Raw genomic sequence first — 22,845 nt, 5'->3', positions numbered from 1 at the left:
ACCGACCGACCAGTATGCTCCCCCCGTGACTCGAACACGGCGCCCACTGCGCGCACTCAGAACCCTCTTCGTCGGCGGTGTGGCGGCAGCGCTCACCGTCGCCGGACTCGCCTTCGTCCCCGCCGCCGCCCTGGCGGCAGGAACGTACACCGTCAGCGGAACGGTGAACTACGACGTGGCAGGAGGCGGGACGACGACGACCGGGACGTCGTATGTCTTCCTCCTCCCGCTCACCGGAAGCACTCCGCGCCAGCCTCTGTCCTCCTTCACCACGAACGGAGCGTGGAGCATCCCCGGCGTGACGCCTGGCCGGTACCGCGTACAGTTCCGCGCGACCGGAGACGGCGCGAACGCGGGAACCTGGCTCGGCGGCTCCTTCGAGGACTCAGCCAAGGTCCTGACCGTCGCAAACGCCAACATCTCGGGCCTGACGGCCACTCAGCCGGTCGGCGGTTCGATCAGCGGCACGGTGACCGGAGCGACCACCAGCAACGGGTTCCGCGCCTACCGGCTCAACCCGTCCACGGGGCTGTTCGAGCAGTTCAACGAGACGCCGCCGGTCCTCAGCCCGAACGGCAACTACACGCTCGCCGGCCTTGCCGCCGGCGAATACGTCGTCCGGTTCGCCGACGCGAACGCCACCCAACCCGGGTTCTCGACGAGCTACTACGACAACGTCGACACCCTGTGGAGCTCCACACCGATCACGGTCGCCGAGGGCCAGAAGGTCACGGGCATCAATGGATCGGTCGGCCCCTGGTCCTACTACAGTGGCCGCATCGCCGGAGCCGACCGCTTCGACACCTCAGTGCAGGTCGCACTCGGCTCGTACTCGGCTGGCCAGGCGAACGTCGTCTACGTGGCGAACGGCGTGAACTTCCCGGACGCTCTCGCCGCAAGCGCCGCAGCAGCCCGTCTCGGTGGGCCGCTTCTGCTGACCCGCCAGGATTTCGTTCCCGCCAGCGTCGTCAACGCCATCACGAAGCTCGCCCCGCCCAAGATCGTCGTCGTCGGTGGACTCGCCGCGGTCGGAACGTCCGCGTTCGCGCAGTTGCAGAAGCTCGCCCCTAGCGTCACCAGGGTCTCCGGCGACGACCGGTTCGCCACCTCCCGAGCCGTCGCGGGCGCCTTCGCAGGCAAGCACGTCGACAGCGTCTTCATCGCGACGGGCAACAGCTTCCCTGACGCGCTCGTCGCCGGCTCGGCGGCCGGTTACCAGGGCGGTGCGCTGCTCCTCGTCAACGGCTGGTCCGGTTCGCTCGACGCAGCGACGAAGTCTCTGATCGCCTCCCTCTCTCCGCTGCGCATCTACATCGCGGGCGGTGCCAACTCGGTGTCGACCGGCATCCAGCGCGACCTGGAGAAGCTCGGAGTCCCGACCGTGCTGCGCCTCGCAGGCAATGACAGGTTCGGCACTGCACAGGCCGTCAACAAGGAGATCTTCCCCTTCGCCGACACGGCGTTCGTCGCGAGCGGCCTCGGTTTCCCTGACGCCCTGTCGATCTCCGCGATCGCCGGCGCGAGCGGAGCGCCGCTCCTCCTCGCCGTGCCGGACTGCATCCCGTACGGCGAGTTCACCGACTCGAACATCCAGGGCGTCTCGACATACTGGGCCGTCGGTGGGAAGAGCGTCTTGAGCATGGACATCGAGCACCAGATCACCTACTGCCAGCCCGGCCTGTACGGGTCCGGCGCGGAGCTCGGCTCCGCAGCGGCCCCGACGCCGAAGGACGTGAAGCAGATCACGCTCGACTCCGCGGCACTGAACGCGGCGATCACGGCAGGGCGGGCGAAGCACTAACCGCCGTTCGGCCACAATAGGAGGAATGCAGAGCACGACGGCCGTCACCCGCACGCCACCACGCTGGGTGCCAGGGGTGGCGGCCGCCGCTGTCGCAGCCCTGGTCGCGTGGGGCATCCACTGGCTGGTGCCCGCCGTGCCGCTGCTGACGGCGGCCGTGGTGCTCGGGATCGTGGTCGGGCAGCTGCCGTTCGCGCGGCCCGCGGTGACGGGGACGCTCGCCCCCGGACTGTCCGTGTCGGCCAAGCGGCTGATGCGGATCGGTGTCGTGCTGCTCGGGCTCAAGCTGAGCCTCGGCGACATCGCGCAGCTCGGCTGGGTGACCATCCTGACCACCGTCGGCATCGTGCTGCTGACATTCGTCGGCACGATGTGGCTCGGGCGGCTGTTCCGGCTGCCCGGCCACCAGCCGCTGCTGGTCGCAACCGGGTTCTCGATCTGCGGTGCGTCCGCGATCGGGGCGATGAGCGGCGTCGTCAAGTCGAAAGACGAGGAGACGGCGACTCCCGTCGCGCTGGTGACCCTGTGCGGGACGCTCGCCATCTTTGTGCTGCCCGTGCTGTGGCATCCACTGGGGCTCAGCTCGTTGCAGTTCGGGCACTGGGTGGGGGCCAGCGTGCACGACGTCGGGCAGGTCGTCGCGACCGCGCAGCTCGCCGGGCCGGCCGCGCTGGCCGTCGCCGTGGTGGTGAAGCTGACGCGCGTGCTGATGCTCGCGCCGATGGTGGCCGTCGCCTCCGTCGTCGAGCGCCGCCGTCACGTCGAGGGCGACCCGGCGGCCAAGCGCCCGCCGATCGTGCCGCTGTTCGTGGCCGGGTTCATCGTCGCGGTGCTGGTGGCGTCGTTCATCCCGTTGCCCGCGGTGGTGACCTCCGGCGCCGACTCCCTGCAGACCGCGCTCCTCGCGATGGCGCTGTTCGGCCTCGGCACGGCCGTGCGGCTGCGCACGCTCCTCGGCACCGGCTGGCGCGCGCTCGCCGTCGGCCTGCTCTCCTGGGTCGTCGTCGCCGCGCTCGCCCTCGCCGCCGTCCACCTCTCCTGACCGCCGTCGCCGCCCTCCCCAGCCATCGAGCCGGGACTTATGCACGCGACACGCCGGGGTGTCGCGTGCACAAGTCCCGGCTCGATAGCTTGGGGACGGCTAGTGCGCGGAGGTGAGCTTGAGGCCGACGATGCAGCCGACGAGGCCCAGGATGAGGAGGACGCGGACGAGGGAGAAGCCCTCGCCGCCGAAGAACATGGCGTAGAGGACGGTGAGGGCAGCGCCGATGCCGACCCAGACCGCGTAGGCGGTGCCCGTGGAGATGTCACGCATGGCATAGGCCAGCCCACCCATGGATGCGATCAGCGCCACCCCGAAGATCACCGACGGCCAGAGCTTGGTGAAGCCGGCGGAGAGCCCGAGCGCTGTGGCCCAGACGGCTTCGAGGACGCCGGACACGATGAGGACGATCCACGACATGATTCACTCCCGTGGCCAGTCTTGTCGCGCACCGGGTACTGATCCGTCGTCCGGGATCGCGAATCACGCGATCTAGCACAACTGTATCACACCCGCTCCGGTTGCGGTCTGTTACGTCACCGACCGGCGTTCGTCCCCCGCCCTCCGCTAGCGTTGCGTCATGGCAGATCGCGAATACGGCTTCCGCACGCGTGCGATTCACGCGGGCAACATCCCCGATCCGGTGACCGGCGCCCGCGCCCTCCCGATCTACCAGACCAGCGCGTTCGTCTTCGACGACACCGCCGACGCTGCCGCCCGGTTCGCCCTGCAGAAGTACGGCAACATCTACTCCCGCCTCGCCAACCCGACCGTCGCGTCGTTCGAGGAGCGCGTCGCGAGCCTCGAAGGCGGCCTCGGCGCCGTCGCGACCGCCAGCGGGCTGAGCGCGCAGTACATCACCTTCGCCTCGCTCGCCGGGGCAGGCGACCACATCGTCGCATCGGCCAACCTCTACGGCGGCTCGATCACCCAGCTCGACGTGACCCTCCGCCGCTTCGGGGTCGAGACCACGTTCATCCAGAGTGCGAACCCGGCCGACTACGCGGCCGCCATCACCGACAAGACCAAGCTGCTGTTCGCGGAGACCATCGCGAACCCGTCCGGCGAGATCGCCGACATCGAGGGTCTGGCCGAAGTGGCGCACGCCGCAGGCATCCCGCTCATCATCGACTCGACCATCGCGACGCCGTACCTCAACAGGCCGATCGAGTGGGGCGCCGACATCGTCATCCACTCGGCCACCAAGTTCCTCGGCGGCCACGGCACCACCCTCGGCGGCGTCGTCGTGGAGAGCGGCCGGTTCGACTGGCACAGCGACAAGTTCCCGCTATTCGGCCAGCCGGTTCCGTCGTACGGCGGCCTGGAGTGGTCGGGCAACTTCGCCGAGTACGCCTTCCTCACCCGCCTGCGCGCCGAGCAGCTGCGCGACATCGGGCCGTCGCTCGCCCCGCACTCCGCCTTCCTGCTGGCGCAGGGCGTCGAGACCCTGCCGTATCGCATCCAAGCGCACGTCGACAACGCTCGCGTCGTGGCAGAGTGGCTGGACGCCGACCCCCGCATCGAGTCGGTGTTCTGGGCCGGTCTCCCGGCGCACCCGCACCACGACCGCGCGCAGAAGTACCTGCCGAAGGGCGCCGGCAGCGTATTCAGCTTCGTGGTCAAGGGCGGCCGTGCCGTCGGCCAGAGGTTCATCGAATCGCTCAACCTGGCCAGCCACCTCGCCAACATCGGCGACGCGAAGACCCTCGTCATCCACCCGGCGTCGACCACCCACGCGCAGCTCACCGAGCAGCAGCTCCTGGATGCGGGGGTGCTGCCCGGCGTCGTGCGGATCAGCGTGGGCATCGAAGACGTCGACGACATCATCTACGATCTGGATCAGGCCCTCACCCTCGCCGTGAAGGAGACGAACGCATGACGGTCGCAGACACCGCAGACAGCACAGCCGACACAGACACTGACACCGAGCAGGTGCAGCTGGCCAACGGCCTGTCCTGTGCCGTCCCCGCGGACTCCCCGCTGGCAAAGCTGCTCAAGTCGCAGCGCACCTGGGTTGGTCCGGACGCGAAGGAGCGGCTGCGCATCCTGCGGTCGGCGAAGTCCGTCGCCATCGTCGGAGCCTCGCCCAACCCCGCCCGCTCCAGCTACTTCGTCGGGACGTACCTGCAGCAGTCGAGCGACTTCCGGGTCTACTTCGTCAACCCGAACGCCGACACCATCCTGGGTGAGAAGGCCTACCCGGATCTGGCGTCGCTGCCCGAGGTCCCGGACATCGTGGATGTGTTCCGCAAGCCGGGCGATCTGCCCGCCGTGATCGACGAGGTGCTCGCCGTCGGCTCCCCCACCGTCTGGATCCAGCTCGGCATCTGGAACCAGGAGGCCGCGGAGTACGGCGAGTCCAAGGGCCTCACCGTCGTCATGGACCGCTGCATCAAGATCGAGCACGCCCGCTTCCACGGCGGCCTGCACCTCCTCGGCTTCGACACCGGCCAGATCACCGCCCGCAAAACCCTCCGCTGACCCTTCCCCACCGTCCCCCAGCAATCGAGTCGGGACTTATGCACGCGACACCCCGGCGTGTCGCGTGCATAAGTCCCGACTCGATTGCTTGGGGGCGCGGGGTCAGGCTCGGGCGACGACGTGGAAGACGTGCCAGTGCTTGGGACCCTCGAAGGACATGCCCCGGCGGTCGTCCTCGGTGAGGTGCAGGACGTCGAGGCCGGTGAGCATGCCCTCGACGCCGGCGCGGTCGTGGAAGTTCATGCGCGGCCGGCCATACCACTCGTCGTGCGGGCCGAAGAACTCGCCGGCGAAGATCGCCCCGGGCCGCAGCGCATCCCGGATGTCGGCCCAGAGGTACGGGAAGTGCGCCGCCTCGCAGAACGGCAGCGCGAACCCGGCGTAGACGAAGTCGCTGGCCGGAAGGGCGCCGACCGTCTCGAAGCCGGCGCGACGCACGTCGACGAGGCCGGCGAGCTCCGGACCGACCGCGCCGGCGACCCGTTCCTCGACGCCGGGATCCGCGTCCACAGCCAGGACGTTCCAGCCGCGCTCTGCGAGGTAGCGGGTCTCCACGCCGTCGCCGCAGCCGAGGTCGATCGCGTCCCCCGGCGCATCCCCCTGCCACGCCTCGAGGCCGCTGAGGAAGGTGCCGCGCACGCCACGACCGCCCTGCTCGGTGTAGAACTCTGACCAGTCGAACGCCATGATCCTCCTCGTCGAGACGGATGTTCGCCCTGAGCCTACGCGCGCGTGGGCGAGGACGTCGCCCACTGTCGCTACGATCGGCAGGTGGAGTCTCGGCCGTCGTCCCCCCGGATCGCGATTCTCGGCCCCGTGCTGGTCGAGGACCGGTCCGGCGCACTCGCCGAACCTGCTGGCGTCCTCGGCAAGAGCCTGATCGTCGCCCTCGTCCTTGCGCGCGGTTCGCTGTCCGTGCCGTCCCTGGTCTCGGACCTGTGGGACGACACACCTCCGCGGCAGGAGCGGGCGGCCCTCCAGACGCTCGTGTCGCGCGTACGCACCGTCACGGCGGACGGGCTGCTGGAGTCCACGCCGAGCGGGTACGCCCTCGGTATCGACGACGCCGCCACCGACCTCGGCCTCGCCCGTCGGCACCTCGAGCGGGCACGCGCGGCCGACCGGGCACAGGATGCGGCGACCGCTGCAGCGGAGACGGCGGCGGCCCTCGCACTCTGGCGCGGAGAGCCCGGTGTCGAACTCGGCGGCACCCCGCTCGCCGACGAGCTCGGCCGGACTGCCGCCGCGATTCACGACGAACTGCTGCTGCTCCGCGCTCGTGCCTCCCGGCTGCTCGGCGACCCTGAGGCCGCCATCGACGACCTGCAGCGCCTGGCCGACGCCGCACCGCTCGACGAGCACATCCACCTGGAGCGGATGCGCGCCCTGGACGCCGCCGGTCGGCGCTCCGACGCCCTCCGCGTCTTCGCCGACGTGAAGGAGTCGCTGCTCGACCGGCTCGGTACGAGGCCGGGCCCTGAGCTGGTCGCATACAACGCGGCGCTCCTGGTCGAGCACGACGCGCCTCCCCCGCCCGTCGCGCCGTCCCGCGTCCGCATCGGACTGCGCGCGGCCCCGAACGCGCTGATCGGCCGCGAATACGACCTGGATGCGCTCGAAGACCTGATCGCGTCCTCCCGCCTCACCACGATCCTCGGCGCGGGCGGGCTCGGCAAGACGCGGTTGGCGCAGGAGATCGGCCACCGCGCCGTGCGCTTCCCGGCGGTGGTGTTCGTGGAGCTCGCCAGCGTGCGCACCGGCGACGACGTGACCCTCGCCATCGCGTCGACCCTCGGCATCCGGGAGGCCAGCGCGACCAGGGCGACCGACCCCGGCGCGCGGGTCGACCTGCGCTCGCGCATCCTGGGTGTGCTGAGCGAGCGCGAGACGCTGCTGATCGTCGACAACTGCGAGCACATCGTGGATGCGGCGGCCGGGTGGATCGCCGACATCCTGGAATCGGTGGCGACGGTGCGGGTGCTCGCCACGAGCAGGGCGCCGCTGGCGATCGGCGCCGAGCATGTGTACCCGCTCGACTCGCTGTCCAGCACGACCCCGGATGCGGGGGCAGGCTCCGGCGCGGGCGACGCTCCGTCCGGCGACGCGCTCCGCGGCCCCGCCGTCGACCTCTTCGTGGAGCGGGCGCGGGCGGCGCGACCCGGCGTCGTGCTGCCGCTCGGCACCGTCGCGGAACTCTGCGTGCGCCTCGACGGCCTGCCGCTCGCGATCGAACTCGCAGCCGCCCGCACCCGGTCGATGTCGGTCGAGGAGATCGCGCGCCGTCTCGGCAATCGTTTCGCACTGCTCACCGGGGGCGAGCGGACGGCACCGGAGCGTCACCGCACGCTGCTCGCCGTGATCGACTGGAGCTGGAACCTGCTCGGCGCATCCGAGCGCGCACTGCTGCGGCGGCTGTCGCGCTTCCCGGACGGGTTCAGCTCGGCCGCGGCGGAGGTCGTCTCCGGTGACGACTCCTCCTCCGTGCTGGACGACCTCGACGCTCTGGTGACCCAGTCGCTCGTGACGGTCACCGAAGACGACACAACGGGCACCGTGCGCTATCACCAGCTGGAGACGGTGCGCGAGTTCGGCGACCTCGCGCTGACCGAGGCCAGTGAGACGGAGCTGGTGCAGCGACGGATGGCCGCGTGGGCGCGAGCGTTCGCGAGGGATGCGCTCGGGACGATGAGCGGGCGCGATCAGGTGCCTGCGTTCCGCCGGGTGACGGTCGAGCAGGACAACCTCGTCGCGATCCTGCGTCTCTCCCTCGACGAGCGGGACGGCCAGACGATCGTCGCCGTGTTCGCGACGCTTGCGTACTACTGGTCCCTGCGCAGCGCGCACACCGAAGTGATCGGTTTCGCCCCCGCCGTCATCGAGGCGCTCACTGGCTGGGAGCCGGAGACGGATGAGCAGCGAAGGGACACCGTCGCGGCGTACACGATTCTCGCCGGGACGTTCCTGTTCACCGACCGGCGCACCTCACTGCGCGTCATCACACGGTTGAAGAAGGCGCGCGGCGACACGGTGCTGCTCGACGAACGCCTCAACACCCTCGCCGGCCTTGTGACGTTGGGCGGCAGGATCGCGCCGACCATGGCGCTGCTCGAGCGGCTGCGCGACACGGCCGACCCCGGTCTCGCGGCGATGGGCAACCTGCTGCTGGCGCAGTTCGCCGAGAACACCGGCGACCTCGCCGGCGCCAGGGAGAGTGCGCAGCGAGCGTGGGAGAAGGCGCTCGCCGCCGAGGACACCTGGACCACCGCCTCCGCCGCCCAGTCGCTGGCGCAGGTGCACAGCGAACTCGCGAATCCGGCAGAGGCCATCCTGTGGGCCGACCGTGCCCAGTCCGGTTTCGGCGAGTTGCAGGCGGTGGGCGACATGCGCCAGATCGACTGGATCGTCGCGATCAACTCGGTGACGCTCGGCGAGCTCGACCGCGGCCGCGACCTGCTCGAACGCTATCTGCGCGACCAGGACGACACCGGCTTCGACTACGTCGACTACCTCGGCGTCGCCTACGCCGGCCTCGCCGAGATCGCGTTCATCGAGGGGGACGACGCCGAGGCTGTTCGGCTCTTCCAGGAGTCGGTCGGCGTGTTCGGGCGCGTGGACTCGCTGACGAACCCGTGGCTGGTCATCCTCGCCGGATCGGCTCTGCTCGCGTTGCAGCGGGTCAGCCGCCGCTCGCCAGCGGTGCTCGGCCAGGAGCGGGTGGCCGCCCTGGCACGCGAACTGCGCACCAGGATGCTGGTCAGCCGTCGCTTCCAATCGACATACGTGGACAGGCCTGTTGTCGGCAGCGGCCTGATCGCCCTGGCCGGATGGATGCTTGCACCGGAGAACGCGCACGCCGACGACGACGCCTGGGCGGATGCGGGCTTCCGCCTCTACGGGCTCGCCATCCGGATGAGCGCCAGGCAGGACCTGCCGAGCCTCGACCACACGGTGCTCGGGGCGGAACTCGCGGCGACGCACGGCGCTGAGCGGGTGGAGGCCGCGGTCGCTGCGGTGGCGGAGCTGCCGAGGGACGAGGCGGCGGAGGACGGCTACGAGCTTCTGCGGTCACTGCGGTATTGAGCTGATCGCCGCGCGGGAACACGAAGCGCCGCCCGGGCCTCCGCGATGGCGGAGACGCGAGCGGCGCGTCAGCGGGGTGCGGGGCTGCGTTACGCCTTGCGCATGTACGCGCGAACGGTGAGCGGGGCGAAGACCGCCACGATGATCGCCGCGCCGAGGAGGGCGAGCCAGCCGTCGGCGCCGAAGGATCCGGTATTCGCCAGGTCGCGCACCGCGGTAACGAGGTGGGAGACCGGGTTGACGTTCGCGAACCACTCCAGCGGCGCCGGCATCGTGCTGGTGTTCACGAAGGCGTTCGAGAGGAACGTCAGCGGAAACAGCACGAGGAACGAGATGCCTTGCACGGAGCTCGCCGTGCGGGCGATCACGCCGAAGAACGCGAAGATCCAGCTGATGGCCCAGGAGCAGGCGATCACGAGCAGACCGGCGAGCACGACGAAACCGATCCCGCCGCCGGGCCGGTAGCCCATGATGTACCCCATCACGAAGGTGAGCGTGGTGGCGATGGTGTACCGGACGGTGTCCGCCAGGAGAGCGCCGGCGAGCGGGGCGATGCGGGCGATCGGCAGCGACTTGAACCGGTCGAACACACCCTTGTCCATGTCCTCCCGCAGCTGCACGCCCGTCACGACAGAGGTGGTGAGCACGGTCTGCACGAGGATGCCGGGGATGATGATCGGCAGGTAGCTGACGATGTCCCCGGCGATGGCGCCACCGAAGATGTACGTGAACATCAGCGTGAAGATGATCGGCTGGAGCGTCACATCCATCAGCTGCTCGGGCGTGCGCTTGATCTTCAGCAGGCCGCGGTACGCCATCGTGAACGAGTTGGCGATCGTCTGGGTGACACTGACGTGGTTCTTCAGTTTCCGCTCGGAGGGCGGGGTGATGACGGTGATGGCGCTCATGCGTCGACCCTTTCTGGTGCTGCGGCGACCGGGCCGGTGCCGGATTCGTCCTCATCGACGCCGTGGCCGGTGAGGGTGAGGAAGACCTCGTCGAGGGTCGGCTTCTGGACCGACATCTCGGTGAGGTGGATGCCCGCTTCGCGGAACGTGATGAACAGGTCGGTGACGGCGTCCGGGTTGCGCATGGGTGCCGTGATCCGCGAGCCTTCCGGCGAGATGACCGCATCGACGCCGAGCACGGCGGCGATGGCACGACGCGCGTCCTCCATGTCGGCGGCGTCGGCCAGGCGCAGTTGGAGCGACGACTCGCCGACGGAGGCCTTGAGCTCGTCGGCGGTGCCCTCGGCGACCACGCGCCCCGTGTCGATCACGGCGATGCGGTCGGCCAGCTGGTCGGCTTCGTCCAGATACTGCGTGGTGAGGAGCACAGTCGAACCGGTCGAGACCAGGCGTCGGATGGTGTCCCACATCTGGGCACGCGTGCGCGGGTCGAGCCCCGTGGTCGGCTCATCGAGGAACAGCAGCGGCGGCTGCGAGATCAGGCTGGCCGCGAGGTCGAGCCTGCGGCGCATCCCGCCGGAGAACTTTTTGAGCGGACGCTTGGCGGCCTCGGTGAGCCCGAACTCTTCAAGCAGGGCTTCGGCCTTGGCCTTCGCCTGCGACCGGCTGAGGCCGAGAAGCCGGGAGAAGATGATGAGGTTCTCCGTGGCGGAGAGCGTCTCGTCGACAGAGGCGAACTGGGCCGTGACGCCGATGAGCTGGCGGACGACCTGCTGCTCCTTGCGGATGTCGTGACCGAAGATCGTCGCCTCGCCGGCGTCCGGCTTGAGCAGCGTGGCGAGCATGGAGATGGTGGTGGTCTTGCCTGCCCCGTTGGGGCCGAGCACACCGTAGACGGTTCCGGCGCGGACGCTGAGGTCGACGCCGTCGACCGCGCGGTTGTCGCCGAAGACCTTGACGAGCCCGTGGGCTTCGACCGCCCAGTCTGAGCTGTTGGTCATGGTGATCCTTCCTGGTGGGATGGGATTCGAGTTGATGGTGTCGATGCTCGCCGGGCGCGCTTACACAGCGCTTACGTGGCGCTTACACGCGCATCCTGGCGCTGTAAGCGGCTCGGTGGCCGGGCTACGAGGGGCGCTGCGGCTCGCTCAGGCCGCTGTGCGCAGCACGGTCGCCAGCAGCGCCGTCCTGTCGATGCCCGCGATCGCGATGGCGCGCGGGACAGTACCGAGTTCGATACTCAGGATGCCTGCGAGCAGGTCGGATTCCGCGGTCCGCCTGTCGCGTCCCCGGCCGGCGAGCTTGTGCGCCCTGACCAGCGCATCCCGTGCTGACGCGCCCCAGCGGGGCCGGGCGGTGCTGGGCGTCGCGGTCAGGCGCTCTTCCGGGACGGGCTCGACGCCCGCTGCACGCAGACTGGCGTCGCGTTCAGCGCGGAGGGCGGCCTCGATGCCCGCGTGGTCGAGTCCGGAGGACGCGAGGGCGCTCTGAGCCGTCGAGTCCGCGGTGGTGGACAGCGCGAGCAGCAGGTGCTCGGCCTCGACGAGGGATGCGCCGCGGAGGCGGGCCTCGTCGACGGCCCTCGTGACGGTGTCGCGCAGGGCGCGGGACAGGCGGCGGTCGTTCTCGCCGGTGTCCTGGGTGGTGTTGTCAGGCATTGCGCCTCCTCAGTTCGATGCCGGCGGCCGCGACGCGTCGCAGGTGCTTCTTGTGGACGGCCTGCCTGGTGACGCCGAGAGCGTCGGCGATCTGGGTCCAGGTCCAGCCGTCGCGCAGGGCGCGTTCCACTTCGGCGTCTTCGAGCCGGTCGGCGAGTTCGCGGAGGGCGACGACGGAGGCGAGTCCGTCGGCTGATCCTCCGATGGGTGCTGGTGTCGGTGTAGGTCCCATGGAAGCAACTTAGGTTGCTAAACCATGCTTGTCAACTTAAGTTGCTAAATCGGGCTTCCAGGCGTCGGAGACGCGCGCCGTTTCCGTGCGCGAACGAGCGCCGAGACGCAGCAAACGTGCATCACGCGCGACGTAGACTGGTGAAGTGACAGCGTACGTCTCGGCCTTCGACCTTTTCTCGATCGGTATCGGCCCATCGAGTTCGCACACCGTCGGCCCCCTCCGCGCGGCGCGGGCGTTCTCCGAACGCCTCATCGCCGACGACCTCCTCGACCGCGTCAGCCAGGTGACCTGCACCCTGTACGGCTCGCTCGGCTCCACCGGCATCGGCCACGGCACCCCGGATGCGGTGATCGCAGGCCTCGCAGGACTCGAACCAGAGACCTGCACCCCGGAGGACGTCCACGGCGCCTGGTCCGGCCTCGGCGACGGCTCGACCCTTCTACTCGCCGGACGGCGCACCATCCCGATCGCCCGCGACGACATCGCCTTCGAGCCGCGCACCCGCCTGCCCGGCCACCCCAACGCGCTCACCATCACGGCGTGGGGCAGCAACGACGACGGCACCGTGGATGCGCTCCCGCTGCTCGAAGAGACCTACTACTCCATCGGCGGCGGGTTCATCCGGCGCGACGGCGAGGAGGCCGAGCTCTCGGCACGGGCCGCGCACCCCCTGCCGTACGACACCGCGGAAGAGCTGCTGGCGCTCTGCCAGGCCCTCGACATCCCGATCTGCGAGGTGGCGCGGCGCAACGAGGCCGCCATCCACGGCGAGGATGCGACCCGCGAACGCCTCGACCTGATCTGGTCGGCGATGGCGGAGTGCGTGGCCAACGGCCTCGCCGGCGACGGCACCCTGCCGGGCGGCCTCGGCGTGAAGCGCCGCGCGGCGGCGATGCGCGAGCACCTCGAGTGCGTCGGAGACGAGCCTGGGCGCGACACGTCCGTCGAGTGGCTGCACGCGTTCGCGCTCGCGGTTAACGAGGAGAACGCCTCCGGCGGCAGGGTCGTCACCGCGCCGACCAACGGCGCGGCGGGGATCGTGCCCGCCGTCGCGCACTACTACCTGCGGTTCGTGCCTGGCGCCTCCATCGAGGGCATCAGGAAATACCTGCTGACGGCCACGGCGATCGGCTCCCTGTTCAAAGCGAACGCCTCCATCTCCGGTGCGGAGGGCGGCTGCCAGGCGGAGGTCGGCTCGGCCTGCGCGATGGCGGCTGGCGCGCTCTGCGCCGTGCTCGGCGGAACGCCGCGCCAGGTGGAGAACGCGGCGGAGATCGCGATGGAGCACCACCTCGGCCTCACCTGCGACCCCGTCGGCGGACTGGTGCAGATCCCGTGCATCGAGCGCAACGCCATCGCGTCGTCCACGGCCGTGTCCGCCGCGCGCCTCGCGCTGCACGGCGACGGCTCCCACTTGGTCTCGCTCGACACGGTCATCGAGACGATGCGCCAGACCGGCCTCGACATGTCCACGAAGTACAAGGAGACGAGCGAAGGCGGCCTGGCGGTCAACGTCATCGAGTGCTGACGCTGCCGGTCCGTCCGCCGAGGGATGCGCGTTACGCCGCGTTGCGGAGAAGGTGGGCCGATCCCCGCTCGCTGGTTAGCGTTGTGCCGTGACTCGCGCACCCGAAACCTCTGACCGCGCCGGAACCGACGCAACGGCCGCCGGTTCCGCCATCGGCGCCGCCCTCGCCGGGCCGCTCGTCTCGACGCAGTGGCTCGCCGACCACCTCGGCTCCGACAACCTGGTGATCCTGGATGCGACCGTCGTCTCCTCCACCCGGCCGGACGGCTCCCCCGCATCCATCAGCGGACTCGACGAGTATCTGGTCGGCGGTCACCTCCCCGGCGCGATCTTCGCCGACCTGCTCGACGTGTTCAGCGACCCGGCTGCGCCGTATCCGTTCACCCGGCCGAGCGCCGAGGCGTTCGAGGCGGCGGCCGAGTCGGTCGGCGTCGACGCGGACACGACGGTCGTCGTCTACGACTCGGCGGCCGGCCAATGGGCGTCGCGCCTGTGGTGGCTGTTCCGCTCCTTCGGGCACCCCAGCGTGGCGGTGCTGGACGGTGGCATCGTGAAGTGGAAGGCGGAAGACCGGCCGGTCGAGGCCGGGCACGTCGAGCCGCGTGCCACCACTGGATTCCTGGCGGAGGAACGCCCGGAATCCTGGGCGTCGAAGGACGATGTCGCTGCCGTACTCGACGGGACGGCGGAGGCGACGCTCGTCTGCGGCCTCCCGCCCAAAGAATTCTCGGGCGAAGCCGGCACCCGCGACCGCCTCGGCCACATCCCCCGCAGCGTCAGCGCACCGGCCGGCCGGCTCGTCTCCCGCGACACCAACGCGTTCCTGCCCGTGGCTGCGCTCCGAGAGACGTTCGCCGACGTGCTCGCCTCCGACGCGCGCATCGTCACGTACTGCGCAGCGGGGATCGCGGCGGCCTCCGACGCGCTCGCCCTCGCGCTGCTCGGACGGGACGACGTGGCGATCTACGACGGTTCCCTGAACGAGTGGACCGCCGATCCGGAGACCCCGCTCGAACGCGACGCGCAGGCGGCGTAGACCGCGGTTCGATGCAACCCTGAATCCACACTGGGGATTCGCCGAACCCGGATCGTGCGACGGATCTGTGTGCCTAAGCTCGCATCATGAGTCTCACGGACATCCCCCTCACCACCATCGACGGCGGATCGACCTCCCTCGCCGACTACGACGGCCAGGTCATCCTCATCGTGAACGTCGCCTCCCGGTGCGGCCTCGCACCCCAGTACGAGAAGCTCGAAGCGCTGCAGAAGACCTACGGCGACCGCGGCTTCACGGTCATCGGCTTCCCGAGCAACCAGTTCCTGCAGGAACTGTCGACGACGGACGCCATCAAGGAGTACTGCTCGACCACTTGGGGCGTCACCTTCCCGATGATGGAGAAGATCAAGGTCAACGGAAAGTCGCAGCACCCGCTGTACGCCGAACTGACCAAGGCCCAGGATGCGCAGGGCAAGGCGGGCAAGATCAAGTGGAACTTCGAGAAGTTCGTCGTCCTCCCGAACGGCGACGTGCACCGCTTCCGCCCGACAGTGGAACCCGACGACCCGGCGATCATCGCCGTGATCGAGGGCGCCCTGGCCGAAGCGGCCTGACGCCCGAAACGGGCGCCTGACGAGCGGTTCGGCGAGGGTTCAGGCGCGCCGGAACCAGCGGCCGCCGACGCGCTCGGTGAGCCGCCACGCGCCTGTCCGCGCCATCGTCTGGAGGCGTTCGACGGCGTGCTCGGCGGTCGGGAGCGCGTCGTCGACCCCGTCCGCGGTGAAGCGCACGGTGACCCTGGCCTCGCCCGCGACCACATCCAGACTCGAGGCTTCGACGACAGCGCGCTCGGCGACAGCGGCGGCAGCAGCAGGAACGACAGCGTCCGGGCGAACGCCAGGGCGGAGGAGACCGACAGCGACGATGACACGGAACGATGGCACTATTCGAGACTACGCGAGCGCCAAAGCTGGCATTTCCGCGACCGAGGCGTACCCTGTCCTCGATCGAACCACGCGTGACGGGGGCGCAATGATGCGAATGGATGGAACGACGACGAACGTGCACGAGCAACGACTTCGAGGACAGGACCTGGATGCGCCCGATCACGGCGCACCGGAGCATGGCGCGGTGCGCCCGCTCTCGGGCGAGCTCGGCGGCGACCTCACGCGCGAGCAGCTCGACGAGCTCGTGGACGTGCTCCGCGAACGTCGGAGGGGCGACCAGGCGGAGGCGGAGCACCTCGCCGAATCGCTCGGCATCGTCCTGTCCGCCCGCTCGGACGCCACCGCCGACGACGAGCACGATCCGGAGGGTCCGACCCTCTCGTCCGAGTGGAGCAGGATCCAGGCCCTCCGCAGCGAGACCAGCGACGACATCCGGGCCGTGGATGCGGCGCTGGACCGCATCCGGCAGGGGACGTACGGCGCGTGCACCCGCTGCGGCTCGCCGATCGGTGTGGACAGACTGCGCGCGAGGCCGACGGCCGAGCTGTGCATCGGCTGCGCCCTCGTCGTCGACAGCTGAGGCGGCGCTGTTGCGCGCTATTGCGGCGCGGCCACGCGGGCGGCGCGGTAGACGGCCTCCGTGCGGGATGACGCGCCCACCTTTCTCAGGATGCTCGACACGTGCACGCTCGCCGTCTTGGCGCTGATGTAGAGGCGTTCGCCGATCTGCTTGTTGCTGAGACCCTGCTCGATGAGGGCGAGCACTTGCACCTCCCGGTCGGTCAGCACCGGCTCGGCTCCACGCGCCGTGACATGCCTGGCTGGCACGGCGGACGCGATGAGCTCGTCGGCAGAAGCGACCAGCAGGCCGAAGCCGAGGTTGTCGGCGAGACAACGCGCCTCGGCGGCCGCGTGCTCCGCCGCGACCCGATCGCCCGCGATCGCGCTCGCCTGCGCCTGTCGGAGCAGTGCGTACGGGTGCAGGTGTGCCGGAGCCCCTGTGCCCTGGGCGGCGAGCGCGGCGAGCTCCCACGCTGCGACGACCTGCGCCGGGGAGGCGCCACGGAGGCCCGTGAGTTCCGCCTCGACGATCGGCGCCCAGACCGGGTGGGTCGGCCAGTTCACGAGTTCGGACAGGACGCCGAGCAGCGCGTGCGCGGCGGCGGCGGTATCGACGGGGACGCCTAACTCATCGGCCGCGTCGTCGCCCAGCTCCGCGAGGGCGCGCGCGGCGACGGCGAGGAGTGGCAGGTCGTACGCGGGGATGGACCGGCGGGCGTCGGAGATCACGACGCTCGCGTCTCGCCAGGCGGTCGTCGCGTCTCCGCGCGCGATGGCGATCTCCGCGGCGACGCGGGCGAAGCCGAGGCGGGACTGCATCTCCAGCTCCGCCTGCACGAGCATCCCCTTGCGCCAGCGCCGCAGAAGTTCCTCCGCGCGCAGCGGGTCGCCGCGCCAGAGCGTGAGCCAGAGCTTCATGCGCTGCAGGTGCACCCGGAACCCAGGTGGCGGGTCGAGTTCGAGGGCGGGGTCGAGCATGTTCTCTGCGAGGTCGAGCCGGCCGAGCGCGAGCAGCGGCTCGACCGTGTTAGAGGCGAGCATGACGCCGGACGTCCGCTCGACGCCGCGCATTCTGGCCTGCTCGACACCGGCCTGGGCGATGCGCACGGCGTCGTCGAAGCGTCCCAGGAGGTTCATCACGTCGGACGCGTTGACGGCGTTCCGCAGCAGCGGCCCGCTGTCGGCTCCGGCGAGGACGCGGGCCGTTTCGAGGTCGGCCAGCCCCTCGTCGATGGCGCCGTCGTTCACGAGGACGGTTCCGCGGATGGTGTGCGCGACCGAGCGTCGGGCGCTCGCCTCGTCTGCGGCCTCGGCGATGGACAGCGTGGACGTGCGGATCGCCTCGTCGTAGCGGGCTTCGAGCATGAGCCTGCCCGCCACCTCGGCGAGGAGCTGCGCGCGCAGACCGTCGCCCGGTTCGTGCGGCGCGACGTCGAGCGCCTCCTGCAGCAGCTCGACCGACCCCGGCCTGCTGAGGTTGGCCAGATATTGCGCCTTGTCGCGCAGCAGCCGCGCGTGCCTGTCGGCGCTGAGGCCGGTGGTGTCGGCGAGCGCGACGTTGACCAGGGCGAGGGCACGCTCACTGTCGCCGGCGTTGCGCAACGCCGACGCCGTGCGGGACAGCAGTTCGGTGCGGCTGCGACCGGCGAGCGCCTCGGCGTCGTCGACGCGATCCCACAGTTCGAGTGCCCGGTCGCCCATCGCGGCCGCCGCCCGGAACGCGTAGGAGAGCCGCGACTCCTCCATGGCCTCGAGGGACGCGATGAACGCCCGTCGCAGGTCGTGCGCCGCCATCCAGTGCGACGAGATCTGGCTCGCGGAGCCGCCCGCCTCCTCGATCGCCAGCGCGTAGCGGGTGTGGAACCTGGTGCGTTCCCCCGGCAGCAGGTCGGCGTGGATCGCCTCCCGGACGAGCGCCTGCCGGAAGGTGTACTCCGTGGTGTCCGCGGCGAGGACGTGGGCGACGACGGCCTCCCGCGCCGCCGCATCCAACTCGTCGGCTGTGCCGTCGAACACCGCGGCGAGGAGGTCGTGCTCGATGCAGACGCCACCGGCGGAGAGCAGCCGCAGCAGCCGCTGCGCTGCCTCGGTGAGTCGTTCGTAGCGCGCGAGCAGCAGCTCGCGCAGCGTCTCGGGCAGGTCTTCCCCCGTGCCCAGGTGCTCGATGCCGATGAGCTCTTCGACGAAGAACGGCACGCCCTCGCTGAGCTGGTAGACCTTGTCGACCGTCGCGCTGTCCGGCGGGCAGCCGAGGATCTGCTCGGACTGCGTCGCGACCTGGGCACGGCTCAGCCGCCCCAGCTCCCAGCGCGTGGCACGCCGGGTGCGGTCGAGCTCTGGCAGGTATGACCGCAGCGGATGGCCGCGCAGCACCTCGTCGCTCCGATAGGTCAGCAGCAGGAGGAACCGCCCGCGCTCCATCATGCGGATGACGAACCGCACGAGTTCGAGCGTTGCGGTGTCTGCCCAGTGGATGTCTTCGATCGTGACGACCAGTGGATGCGTCTCCGACACGTTCTCGAACAACACAGTGACGAGTTCGTAGAGACGGTCGGCGCCGGTGCGCGCCGCGACAGCGTCCACCGAGGTCAGCTCGGGAAGGAGGACGGAGAGCACTCCGGCGCCCTGCCCTGCGGCTGCGAGGACAGCCTCCAGTCCGATGGCATCGACCAGCTGGCGGAGGATCGCGGTGAACGGAGCGTATGGAGCGCCGTCGCTGCCAAGGTCGACGCACCGACCGGTGAGGACGGTGGCCGTCGACGCCGCTTCTGCGAGGAATTCGGAGATCAGGCGCGACTTGCCGATGCCGGCTTCGCCCCCGATGACGATCGCTCGCGGCTGCCCATCGGAGACCGCTGCCAGTTCGTCGCGCAACGCGACGAGATCGGACTCGCGCCCGATCAACGAAGCGCTCGACGCCGGTGATCGCATGAGTCGATCCTGCCACCCACCACCGACATTCGGCGGGGTGGGCGGCAGGCGTTCGCGACGGGCGGAGTCCGGTGCGGGATCGATGGTGCGCGTCGGCTTCTGACTCACCGTCCGGCGTGCTGGAGCTCGCGCTCCCGAGCAGGCTCTTCCTGGTGTGGCTGCACGTCCACGTGTGCCGGTTCTTCCACCGGCGTCCGCTCGCCCACAGGCTCCTGAGCGCCGACGTGCGCACGGGCGTCCGCCCGCGCCGCACGGCGCCGGGCAAGCCACCCGGTCTCGCGTCGTCCGCCGTCGTCCTCCTGGATGATGCGCAGCTGTTCGAGCTCTCTGGTGTGCGCGGCCCGCTCCTGCGTCCGCACCCGTTCTGTCACGAATTCTTCGAGCAGCATCGTCTTCTCCCCTATCTGCTGTCCTACGTTCTTTGAGTGGTTCGACTCTCGTCTCTAAGGCAGGGTCGGGACATCGGGCAGATGCCCTATTTCGGTTTCCGGATGGTCCTCGACACAACAGGAACCCGGGTGGAAGCTGGGGTCATGGCAACCATCAACGAGCTCACGCCGCCCTATCGGGTGGGCTATTTCGTCGGCAGTCTCTCGTCGCATTCGATCAACAGGATGCTCGCGAACGCGCTGCTCGCGCTCGCTCCGAAAGACCTGGTATTCACGGAGATCCCGATCGGGGAGCTCCCGCTGTACAACCGGGATCTGGACGGCGACTTTCCCCAGGTGGCGATCGATTACAAGGCGCTCATCGCCGAGCAGGACGCACTGCTGTTCGTCACCCCCGAGTACAACAGGTCCATCCCCGGCGCGCTGAAGAACGCGATCGACTGGGCGAGCCGTCCATACGGCGAGAACGTGATCGCGCGCAAGGCGACGGCTGTGATCGGCGCCTCAAGCGGGGCCATCGGCACGGCCGTGGCGCAGCAGCAGTTGCGCAGTGTTCTCGGTTTCCTGCAGGCACCACAGATGAATGCCCCGGAGGCGTACATCACCCTGCGCCCCGGGCTGATCACCGAGGACGGCCACGTGACAGACCCAGGAACCGAAGCGTTCCTGAAGGGCTACCTTGATTCGTTCTTCGAGTTCATCGAACGCGTCCTCAGCGTGGTGCCGAAGGCGCGCTGACCGCACGACGGGACGACCGGAACCGGCCGCCGGCACGACGGGACGGCCGGATGTTGTCCCCGGCCTCCGGTGACAGCCGGACGGCCTCGATCACGGAGCCGAGTGCGAGGAGCGCGATCAGCACGAACGCCACCCGGTACGCCCCTGCCGGCTCGTGCAGCCCGACGAGCTGAGCGAGCGGATCGCCGAACCGGAGCGCGACCGCGCCGACCGCCACGCCGAGTCCGGCCGCGATCTGCTGCACGGTCGACGCGAGGGTGTTCGCCGCCGTCATCTCCGCGGCGGGCACGTCGGCGAACGCGATGGTGTTGTACGCCGTGAAGCCGGTGGATCTGGTCATACCGCTGAACACCAGCAGCACCACGACGAGCGCGATCGGCGTCAGCGGCGCGATGAACGCCGAGAGCACCATGCTGAGCACCGCGCCAGCTGTCGACACGATCAGCACGCGCCTGAATCCCCACCGCACGAGCAGCGGCGAGGTCGCCGGCTTGATCACGAGGTTGCCGACGAACAGCGTGAGCACGATCGCGCCGGCCTGCACGGGCGACCAGCCGAGCGCATCCTGAAAGAACAGCGGCAGCAGGAACGGCACGGCGGAGATGGTCAGCCGGAACAGCGATCCCCCGGCGTGGGTGACCCGGAACGTCTCGATCCTGAACGCCCGCAGGTCGAGCAGTGGATGCGCGGCCCGCAGCAGGTGCAGCACGGCCCACCCGGTGAGCAGCGCACCGGCCACCCCGGCCGCGATGGTCGCGCCCGCCGGCGCCGTCGGGTCGGAGAGCAGCGCTCCGAACACGACGACGCCGCCGACACCGGTGAAGGTGAGGGCGAAGCCGAGCCAGTCGAGCGGCACCCTGTGCCGTTCCGTCTCGCGCGGTCTCAGCCGGAGCGCCGCGACGAACGCGACGGCGCCGAGCGGGACGTTGAGCAGGAAGATCCAGTGCCAGCTGGCGTACGTGACCAGCAGGCCGCCGACGAGCGGCGCGACGATGGGAGCGGCGAGCGCCGGCCAGGTCAGCCACGCGATGGCCCGCACCAGATCCTTCTTCTCGGTGACGCGCAGGACGGCGAGCCGCCCGACCGGCACCATCATGGCGCCGCCCGCGCCCTGGAGCACCCGCATGGCGGTGAGCTGCACGAGGTCCGTGCTGAGCGCGCACAGCACGGAGGCCACCGTGAACACCGCGATCGCGCCGGTGAAGACCACGCGCGCGCCGAGCCGCTGCGTGAGCCAGCCGGAGATCGGGATGAGGACCGCCAGCGTCACGAGGTACGCCGTGATCGCCACGCCGACCGTCGCCGAGTCGATGCCGTACGCGCGTCCGATGGTCGGGGCCGCCGTCGCCAGGATCGTGCCGTCCAGGTTCTCCATGAAGAACGTGCCGGCCACGAGCAGCGTCAGCGCCAGCTGCCTGCGCTCGGTGAGATGCGTCGCTGAGGCGTCTCCCGCGGTCACCGACCGCCCTCGTGCTTGCGGTGCCGCTGCGCGATGGCGGGTGCGCCGTATGGGTAGTCGTCGGTGCGCGGAGCGCTCGCGTCGGTGAGCCTGGCGCGTTGCTCCTCCGTGAGAGTGAGGTCGGCCGCAGCGAGGTTGTCGGTGAGCTGCTCAACGGTGCGTGCGCCGAGGATCACGGAGGTGACCGCTGGACGGTCGGCGAGCCAGGACAGCGCCACCTGCGAGGACGACGCCCCTGTCTCCTCCGCGATGGCCGCGACCGCGTCGATGACCTGCCAAGTGCGCTCGTCGGCGTTGCGCTTGTCCCAGGCCTCCATGCCGCGCTTCGGGTTCTCGCCGAGGCGGGTGGCGCCGGTCGGGCTCTGATCGCGCGTGTACTTGCCGCTGAGCCAGCCGCCCGCGAGCGGGGACCAGGGCAGCAGGCCGATGCCCGCATCCAGTGCTGCCGGGACGATCTCGTGCTCGATGCCGCGCACGAGCAGGTTGTATTGCGGCTGCAGGGTCACCGGAACCGCCCAGCCGTTCGCACGCGCGAGCTGCACGGCCTTGGTGAGCTGCCAGCCGAGGTAGTTGGAGAACCCGTAATAGGAGATCTTGCCGTCGCGGACAGCCTGGTCGAGGAAGCCGAGCGTCTCGTCGAGCGGGGTCAGCGCATCCCAGGCGTGCAGCTGGTAGAGATCGATGTGGTCGACGCCGAGACGGGACAGCGACGCGTCGAGGGCGGCGCGCAGGTGTGTGCGGGACAGGCCGAGGTCGTTGGGGCCGTCGCCCATCGGGAACCGGCCCTTGGTGGCGATGACGACCTCGCCGCGGCGGCCGGGGTTCTGCGCGAGCCAGCGGCCGATGATGGTCTCCGACGTGCCGGCGCTGTAGACGTCTGCCGTGTCGATGAAGGTGCCGCCGCCGTCCAGATAGGTGTCGATGATGGCGTGCGAGGTCTGTTCATCGGCCTCCGCGCCGAAGGTCATCGTTCCGAGCGCGTATTCCGACACGATGGTGCCGCTGTTTCCAAGAGTGCGAAGTTCCATGTCTCGACGCTAATCCTGTCCTGCCCGTTTGCGAATGGTTTGCCGTCGAACGGTGGAGAACT

Annotated in this window: 21 protein-coding genes and 1 riboswitch; of the genes, 11 read left to right on the top strand and 10 right to left on the bottom strand. The window is 70.0% G+C overall.

What is annotated here, in order from left to right; translation table 11 throughout:
* Positions 1-25: 25 nt before the first annotated feature.
* Positions 26-1,801, top strand: a complete 1,776-nt coding sequence (locus tag AC37TH_RS10625) for a cell wall-binding repeat-containing protein (protein WP_490764323.1) — start codon at positions 26-28, stop codon at positions 1,799-1,801.
* Between the two features lie 25 nt (positions 1,802-1,826).
* The gene (locus AC37TH_RS10620; RefSeq protein ID WP_490764322.1) at positions 1,827-2,843 is read left to right on the top strand and encodes a YeiH family protein; all 1,017 of its coding nucleotides are present in this window, start codon (positions 1,827-1,829) and stop codon (positions 2,841-2,843) included.
* Between the two features lie 99 nt (positions 2,844-2,942).
* Here the strand turns inward: AC37TH_RS10620 and AC37TH_RS10615 are convergent, their stop codons facing one another.
* Entirely contained in the window at positions 2,943-3,263 is a 321-nt protein-coding gene (locus AC37TH_RS10615) for a DMT family transporter (protein WP_490764321.1), read from the bottom strand.
* Between the two features lie 10 nt (positions 3,264-3,273).
* Positions 3,274-3,339, bottom strand: a riboswitch (guanidine-III (ykkC-III) riboswitch).
* Between the two features lie 84 nt (positions 3,340-3,423).
* Here AC37TH_RS10615 and AC37TH_RS10610 point away from each other — a divergent pair.
* Both AC37TH_RS10610 and AC37TH_RS10605 read left to right on the top strand, forming a co-directional pair.
* The gene (locus AC37TH_RS10610; RefSeq protein WP_490764320.1) at positions 3,424-4,722 is read left to right on the top strand and encodes an O-acetylhomoserine aminocarboxypropyltransferase/cysteine synthase family protein; all 1,299 of its coding nucleotides are present in this window, start codon (positions 3,424-3,426) and stop codon (positions 4,720-4,722) included.
* Positions 4,719-5,324 carry a CoA-binding protein gene (locus AC37TH_RS10605; RefSeq protein ID WP_490764319.1) on the top strand — a complete coding sequence of 202 codons (606 nt, stop codon included), beginning with the start codon at positions 4,719-4,721 and terminating at the stop codon, positions 5,322-5,324. The genes AC37TH_RS10610 and AC37TH_RS10605 overlap by 4 nt, the downstream gene beginning before the upstream one ends.
* 102 nt (positions 5,325-5,426) lie before the next feature.
* On the opposite strand, the gene AC37TH_RS10600 is transcribed toward AC37TH_RS10605, so the two are convergent.
* Positions 5,427-6,011 (bottom strand): class I SAM-dependent methyltransferase, encoded by a 585-nt coding sequence (locus AC37TH_RS10600; RefSeq protein WP_490764318.1) that lies wholly within the window; start codon positions 6,009-6,011, stop codon positions 5,427-5,429.
* An 84-nt stretch (positions 6,012-6,095) separates the two neighbouring features.
* On the opposite strand from AC37TH_RS10600, the gene AC37TH_RS10595 reads away from it, so the two are divergent.
* A complete protein-coding gene (locus AC37TH_RS10595; protein ID WP_490764317.1) occupies positions 6,096-9,404 on the top strand; it encodes an AfsR/SARP family transcriptional regulator in 3,309 nt (1,102 codons plus the stop codon).
* 89 nt (positions 9,405-9,493) lie between these two features.
* Here AC37TH_RS10595 and AC37TH_RS10590 read toward each other — a convergent pair whose 3' ends face one another.
* From AC37TH_RS10590 to AC37TH_RS10575, 4 genes are all read right to left on the bottom strand, one after another.
* Entirely contained in the window at positions 9,494-10,312 is an 819-nt protein-coding gene (locus AC37TH_RS10590; protein WP_490764316.1) for an ABC transporter permease, read from the bottom strand.
* Positions 10,309-11,313, bottom strand: a complete 1,005-nt coding sequence (locus tag AC37TH_RS10585) for an ATP-binding cassette domain-containing protein (RefSeq protein WP_490764315.1) — start codon at positions 11,311-11,313, stop codon at positions 10,309-10,311. Before AC37TH_RS10585 ends, AC37TH_RS10590 begins: the two co-directional genes overlap by 4 nt.
* Before the next feature lie 147 nt (positions 11,314-11,460).
* On the bottom strand, positions 11,461-11,970 hold the full coding sequence (locus AC37TH_RS10580; protein WP_490764314.1) for a Clp protease N-terminal domain-containing protein: 510 nt from the start codon (positions 11,968-11,970) through the stop codon (positions 11,461-11,463).
* Positions 11,963-12,202 carry a helix-turn-helix domain-containing protein gene (locus AC37TH_RS10575; RefSeq protein ID WP_490764313.1) on the bottom strand — a complete coding sequence of 80 codons (240 nt, stop codon included), beginning with the start codon at positions 12,200-12,202 and terminating at the stop codon, positions 11,963-11,965. Before AC37TH_RS10575 ends, AC37TH_RS10580 begins: the two co-directional genes overlap by 8 nt.
* 145 nt (positions 12,203-12,347) lie before the next feature.
* Here AC37TH_RS10575 and AC37TH_RS10570 point away from each other — a divergent pair, with 145 nt between their 5' ends.
* The 3 genes from AC37TH_RS10570 to AC37TH_RS10560 all read left to right on the top strand — a co-directional run bounded on the left by AC37TH_RS10570 (position 12,348) and on the right by AC37TH_RS10560 (position 15,344).
* Positions 12,348-13,733, top strand: coding sequence for an L-serine ammonia-lyase (locus AC37TH_RS10570; RefSeq protein ID WP_490764312.1), 1,386 nt, complete (start codon positions 12,348-12,350; stop codon positions 13,731-13,733).
* 88 nt (positions 13,734-13,821) lie between these two features.
* Positions 13,822-14,769, top strand: coding sequence for a sulfurtransferase (locus AC37TH_RS10565; RefSeq protein WP_490764311.1), 948 nt, complete (start codon positions 13,822-13,824; stop codon positions 14,767-14,769).
* 86 nt (positions 14,770-14,855) lie between these two features.
* Complete coding sequence (locus tag AC37TH_RS10560) at positions 14,856-15,344, top strand: glutathione peroxidase (RefSeq protein WP_490764310.1); 489 nt, start codon at positions 14,856-14,858, stop codon at positions 15,342-15,344.
* A 39-nt stretch (positions 15,345-15,383) separates the two neighbouring features.
* Here AC37TH_RS10560 and AC37TH_RS10555 read toward each other — a convergent pair whose 3' ends face one another.
* Positions 15,384-15,674: a hypothetical protein gene (locus AC37TH_RS10555; RefSeq protein WP_490764309.1), complete on the bottom strand. Its 291-nt coding sequence runs from the start codon at positions 15,672-15,674 to the stop codon at positions 15,384-15,386.
* A gap of 97 nt (positions 15,675-15,771) precedes the next feature.
* Here AC37TH_RS10555 and AC37TH_RS10550 point away from each other — a divergent pair, with 97 nt between their 5' ends.
* Entirely contained in the window at positions 15,772-16,257 is a 486-nt protein-coding gene (locus AC37TH_RS10550) for a TraR/DksA family transcriptional regulator (protein ID WP_490764308.1), read from the top strand.
* Positions 16,258-16,274: 17 nt separating this feature from the next.
* Here AC37TH_RS10550 and AC37TH_RS10545 read toward each other — a convergent pair whose 3' ends face one another.
* Complete coding sequence (locus tag AC37TH_RS10545) at positions 16,275-19,169, bottom strand: helix-turn-helix transcriptional regulator (RefSeq protein WP_490764307.1); 2,895 nt, start codon at positions 19,167-19,169, stop codon at positions 16,275-16,277.
* Positions 19,170-19,285: 116 nt separating this feature from the next.
* On the opposite strand from AC37TH_RS10545, the gene AC37TH_RS10540 reads away from it, so the two are divergent.
* Together AC37TH_RS10540 and AC37TH_RS10535 are read left to right on the top strand one after the other, a co-directional pair.
* Positions 19,286-19,594, top strand: a complete 309-nt coding sequence (locus AC37TH_RS10540; protein ID WP_490764306.1) for a hypothetical protein — start codon at positions 19,286-19,288, stop codon at positions 19,592-19,594.
* Positions 19,595-19,702: 108 nt separating this feature from the next.
* A complete protein-coding gene (locus AC37TH_RS10535) occupies positions 19,703-20,296 on the top strand; it encodes an NADPH-dependent FMN reductase (protein ID WP_490764305.1) in 594 nt (197 codons plus the stop codon).
* On the opposite strand, the gene AC37TH_RS10530 is transcribed toward AC37TH_RS10535, so the two are convergent.
* Together AC37TH_RS10530 and AC37TH_RS10525 are read right to left on the bottom strand one after the other, a co-directional pair.
* Positions 20,271-21,755, bottom strand: coding sequence for an MFS transporter (locus AC37TH_RS10530; RefSeq protein WP_490764304.1), 1,485 nt, complete (start codon positions 21,753-21,755; stop codon positions 20,271-20,273). The two genes, AC37TH_RS10535 and AC37TH_RS10530, sit on opposite strands and share 26 nt — an antisense overlap.
* Positions 21,752-22,783 (bottom strand): aldo/keto reductase, encoded by a 1,032-nt coding sequence (locus AC37TH_RS10525; RefSeq protein WP_490764303.1) that lies wholly within the window; start codon positions 22,781-22,783, stop codon positions 21,752-21,754. The genes AC37TH_RS10530 and AC37TH_RS10525 overlap by 4 nt, the downstream gene beginning before the upstream one ends.
* Between the last annotated feature and the right edge of the window lie 62 nt (positions 22,784-22,845).

It is taken from the genome of Leifsonia sp. McL0627, from assembly GCF_058244615.1.
Note: the sequence above shows the minus strand (reverse complement) of the source record. Positions and strands in the feature narration are given on the sequence as shown.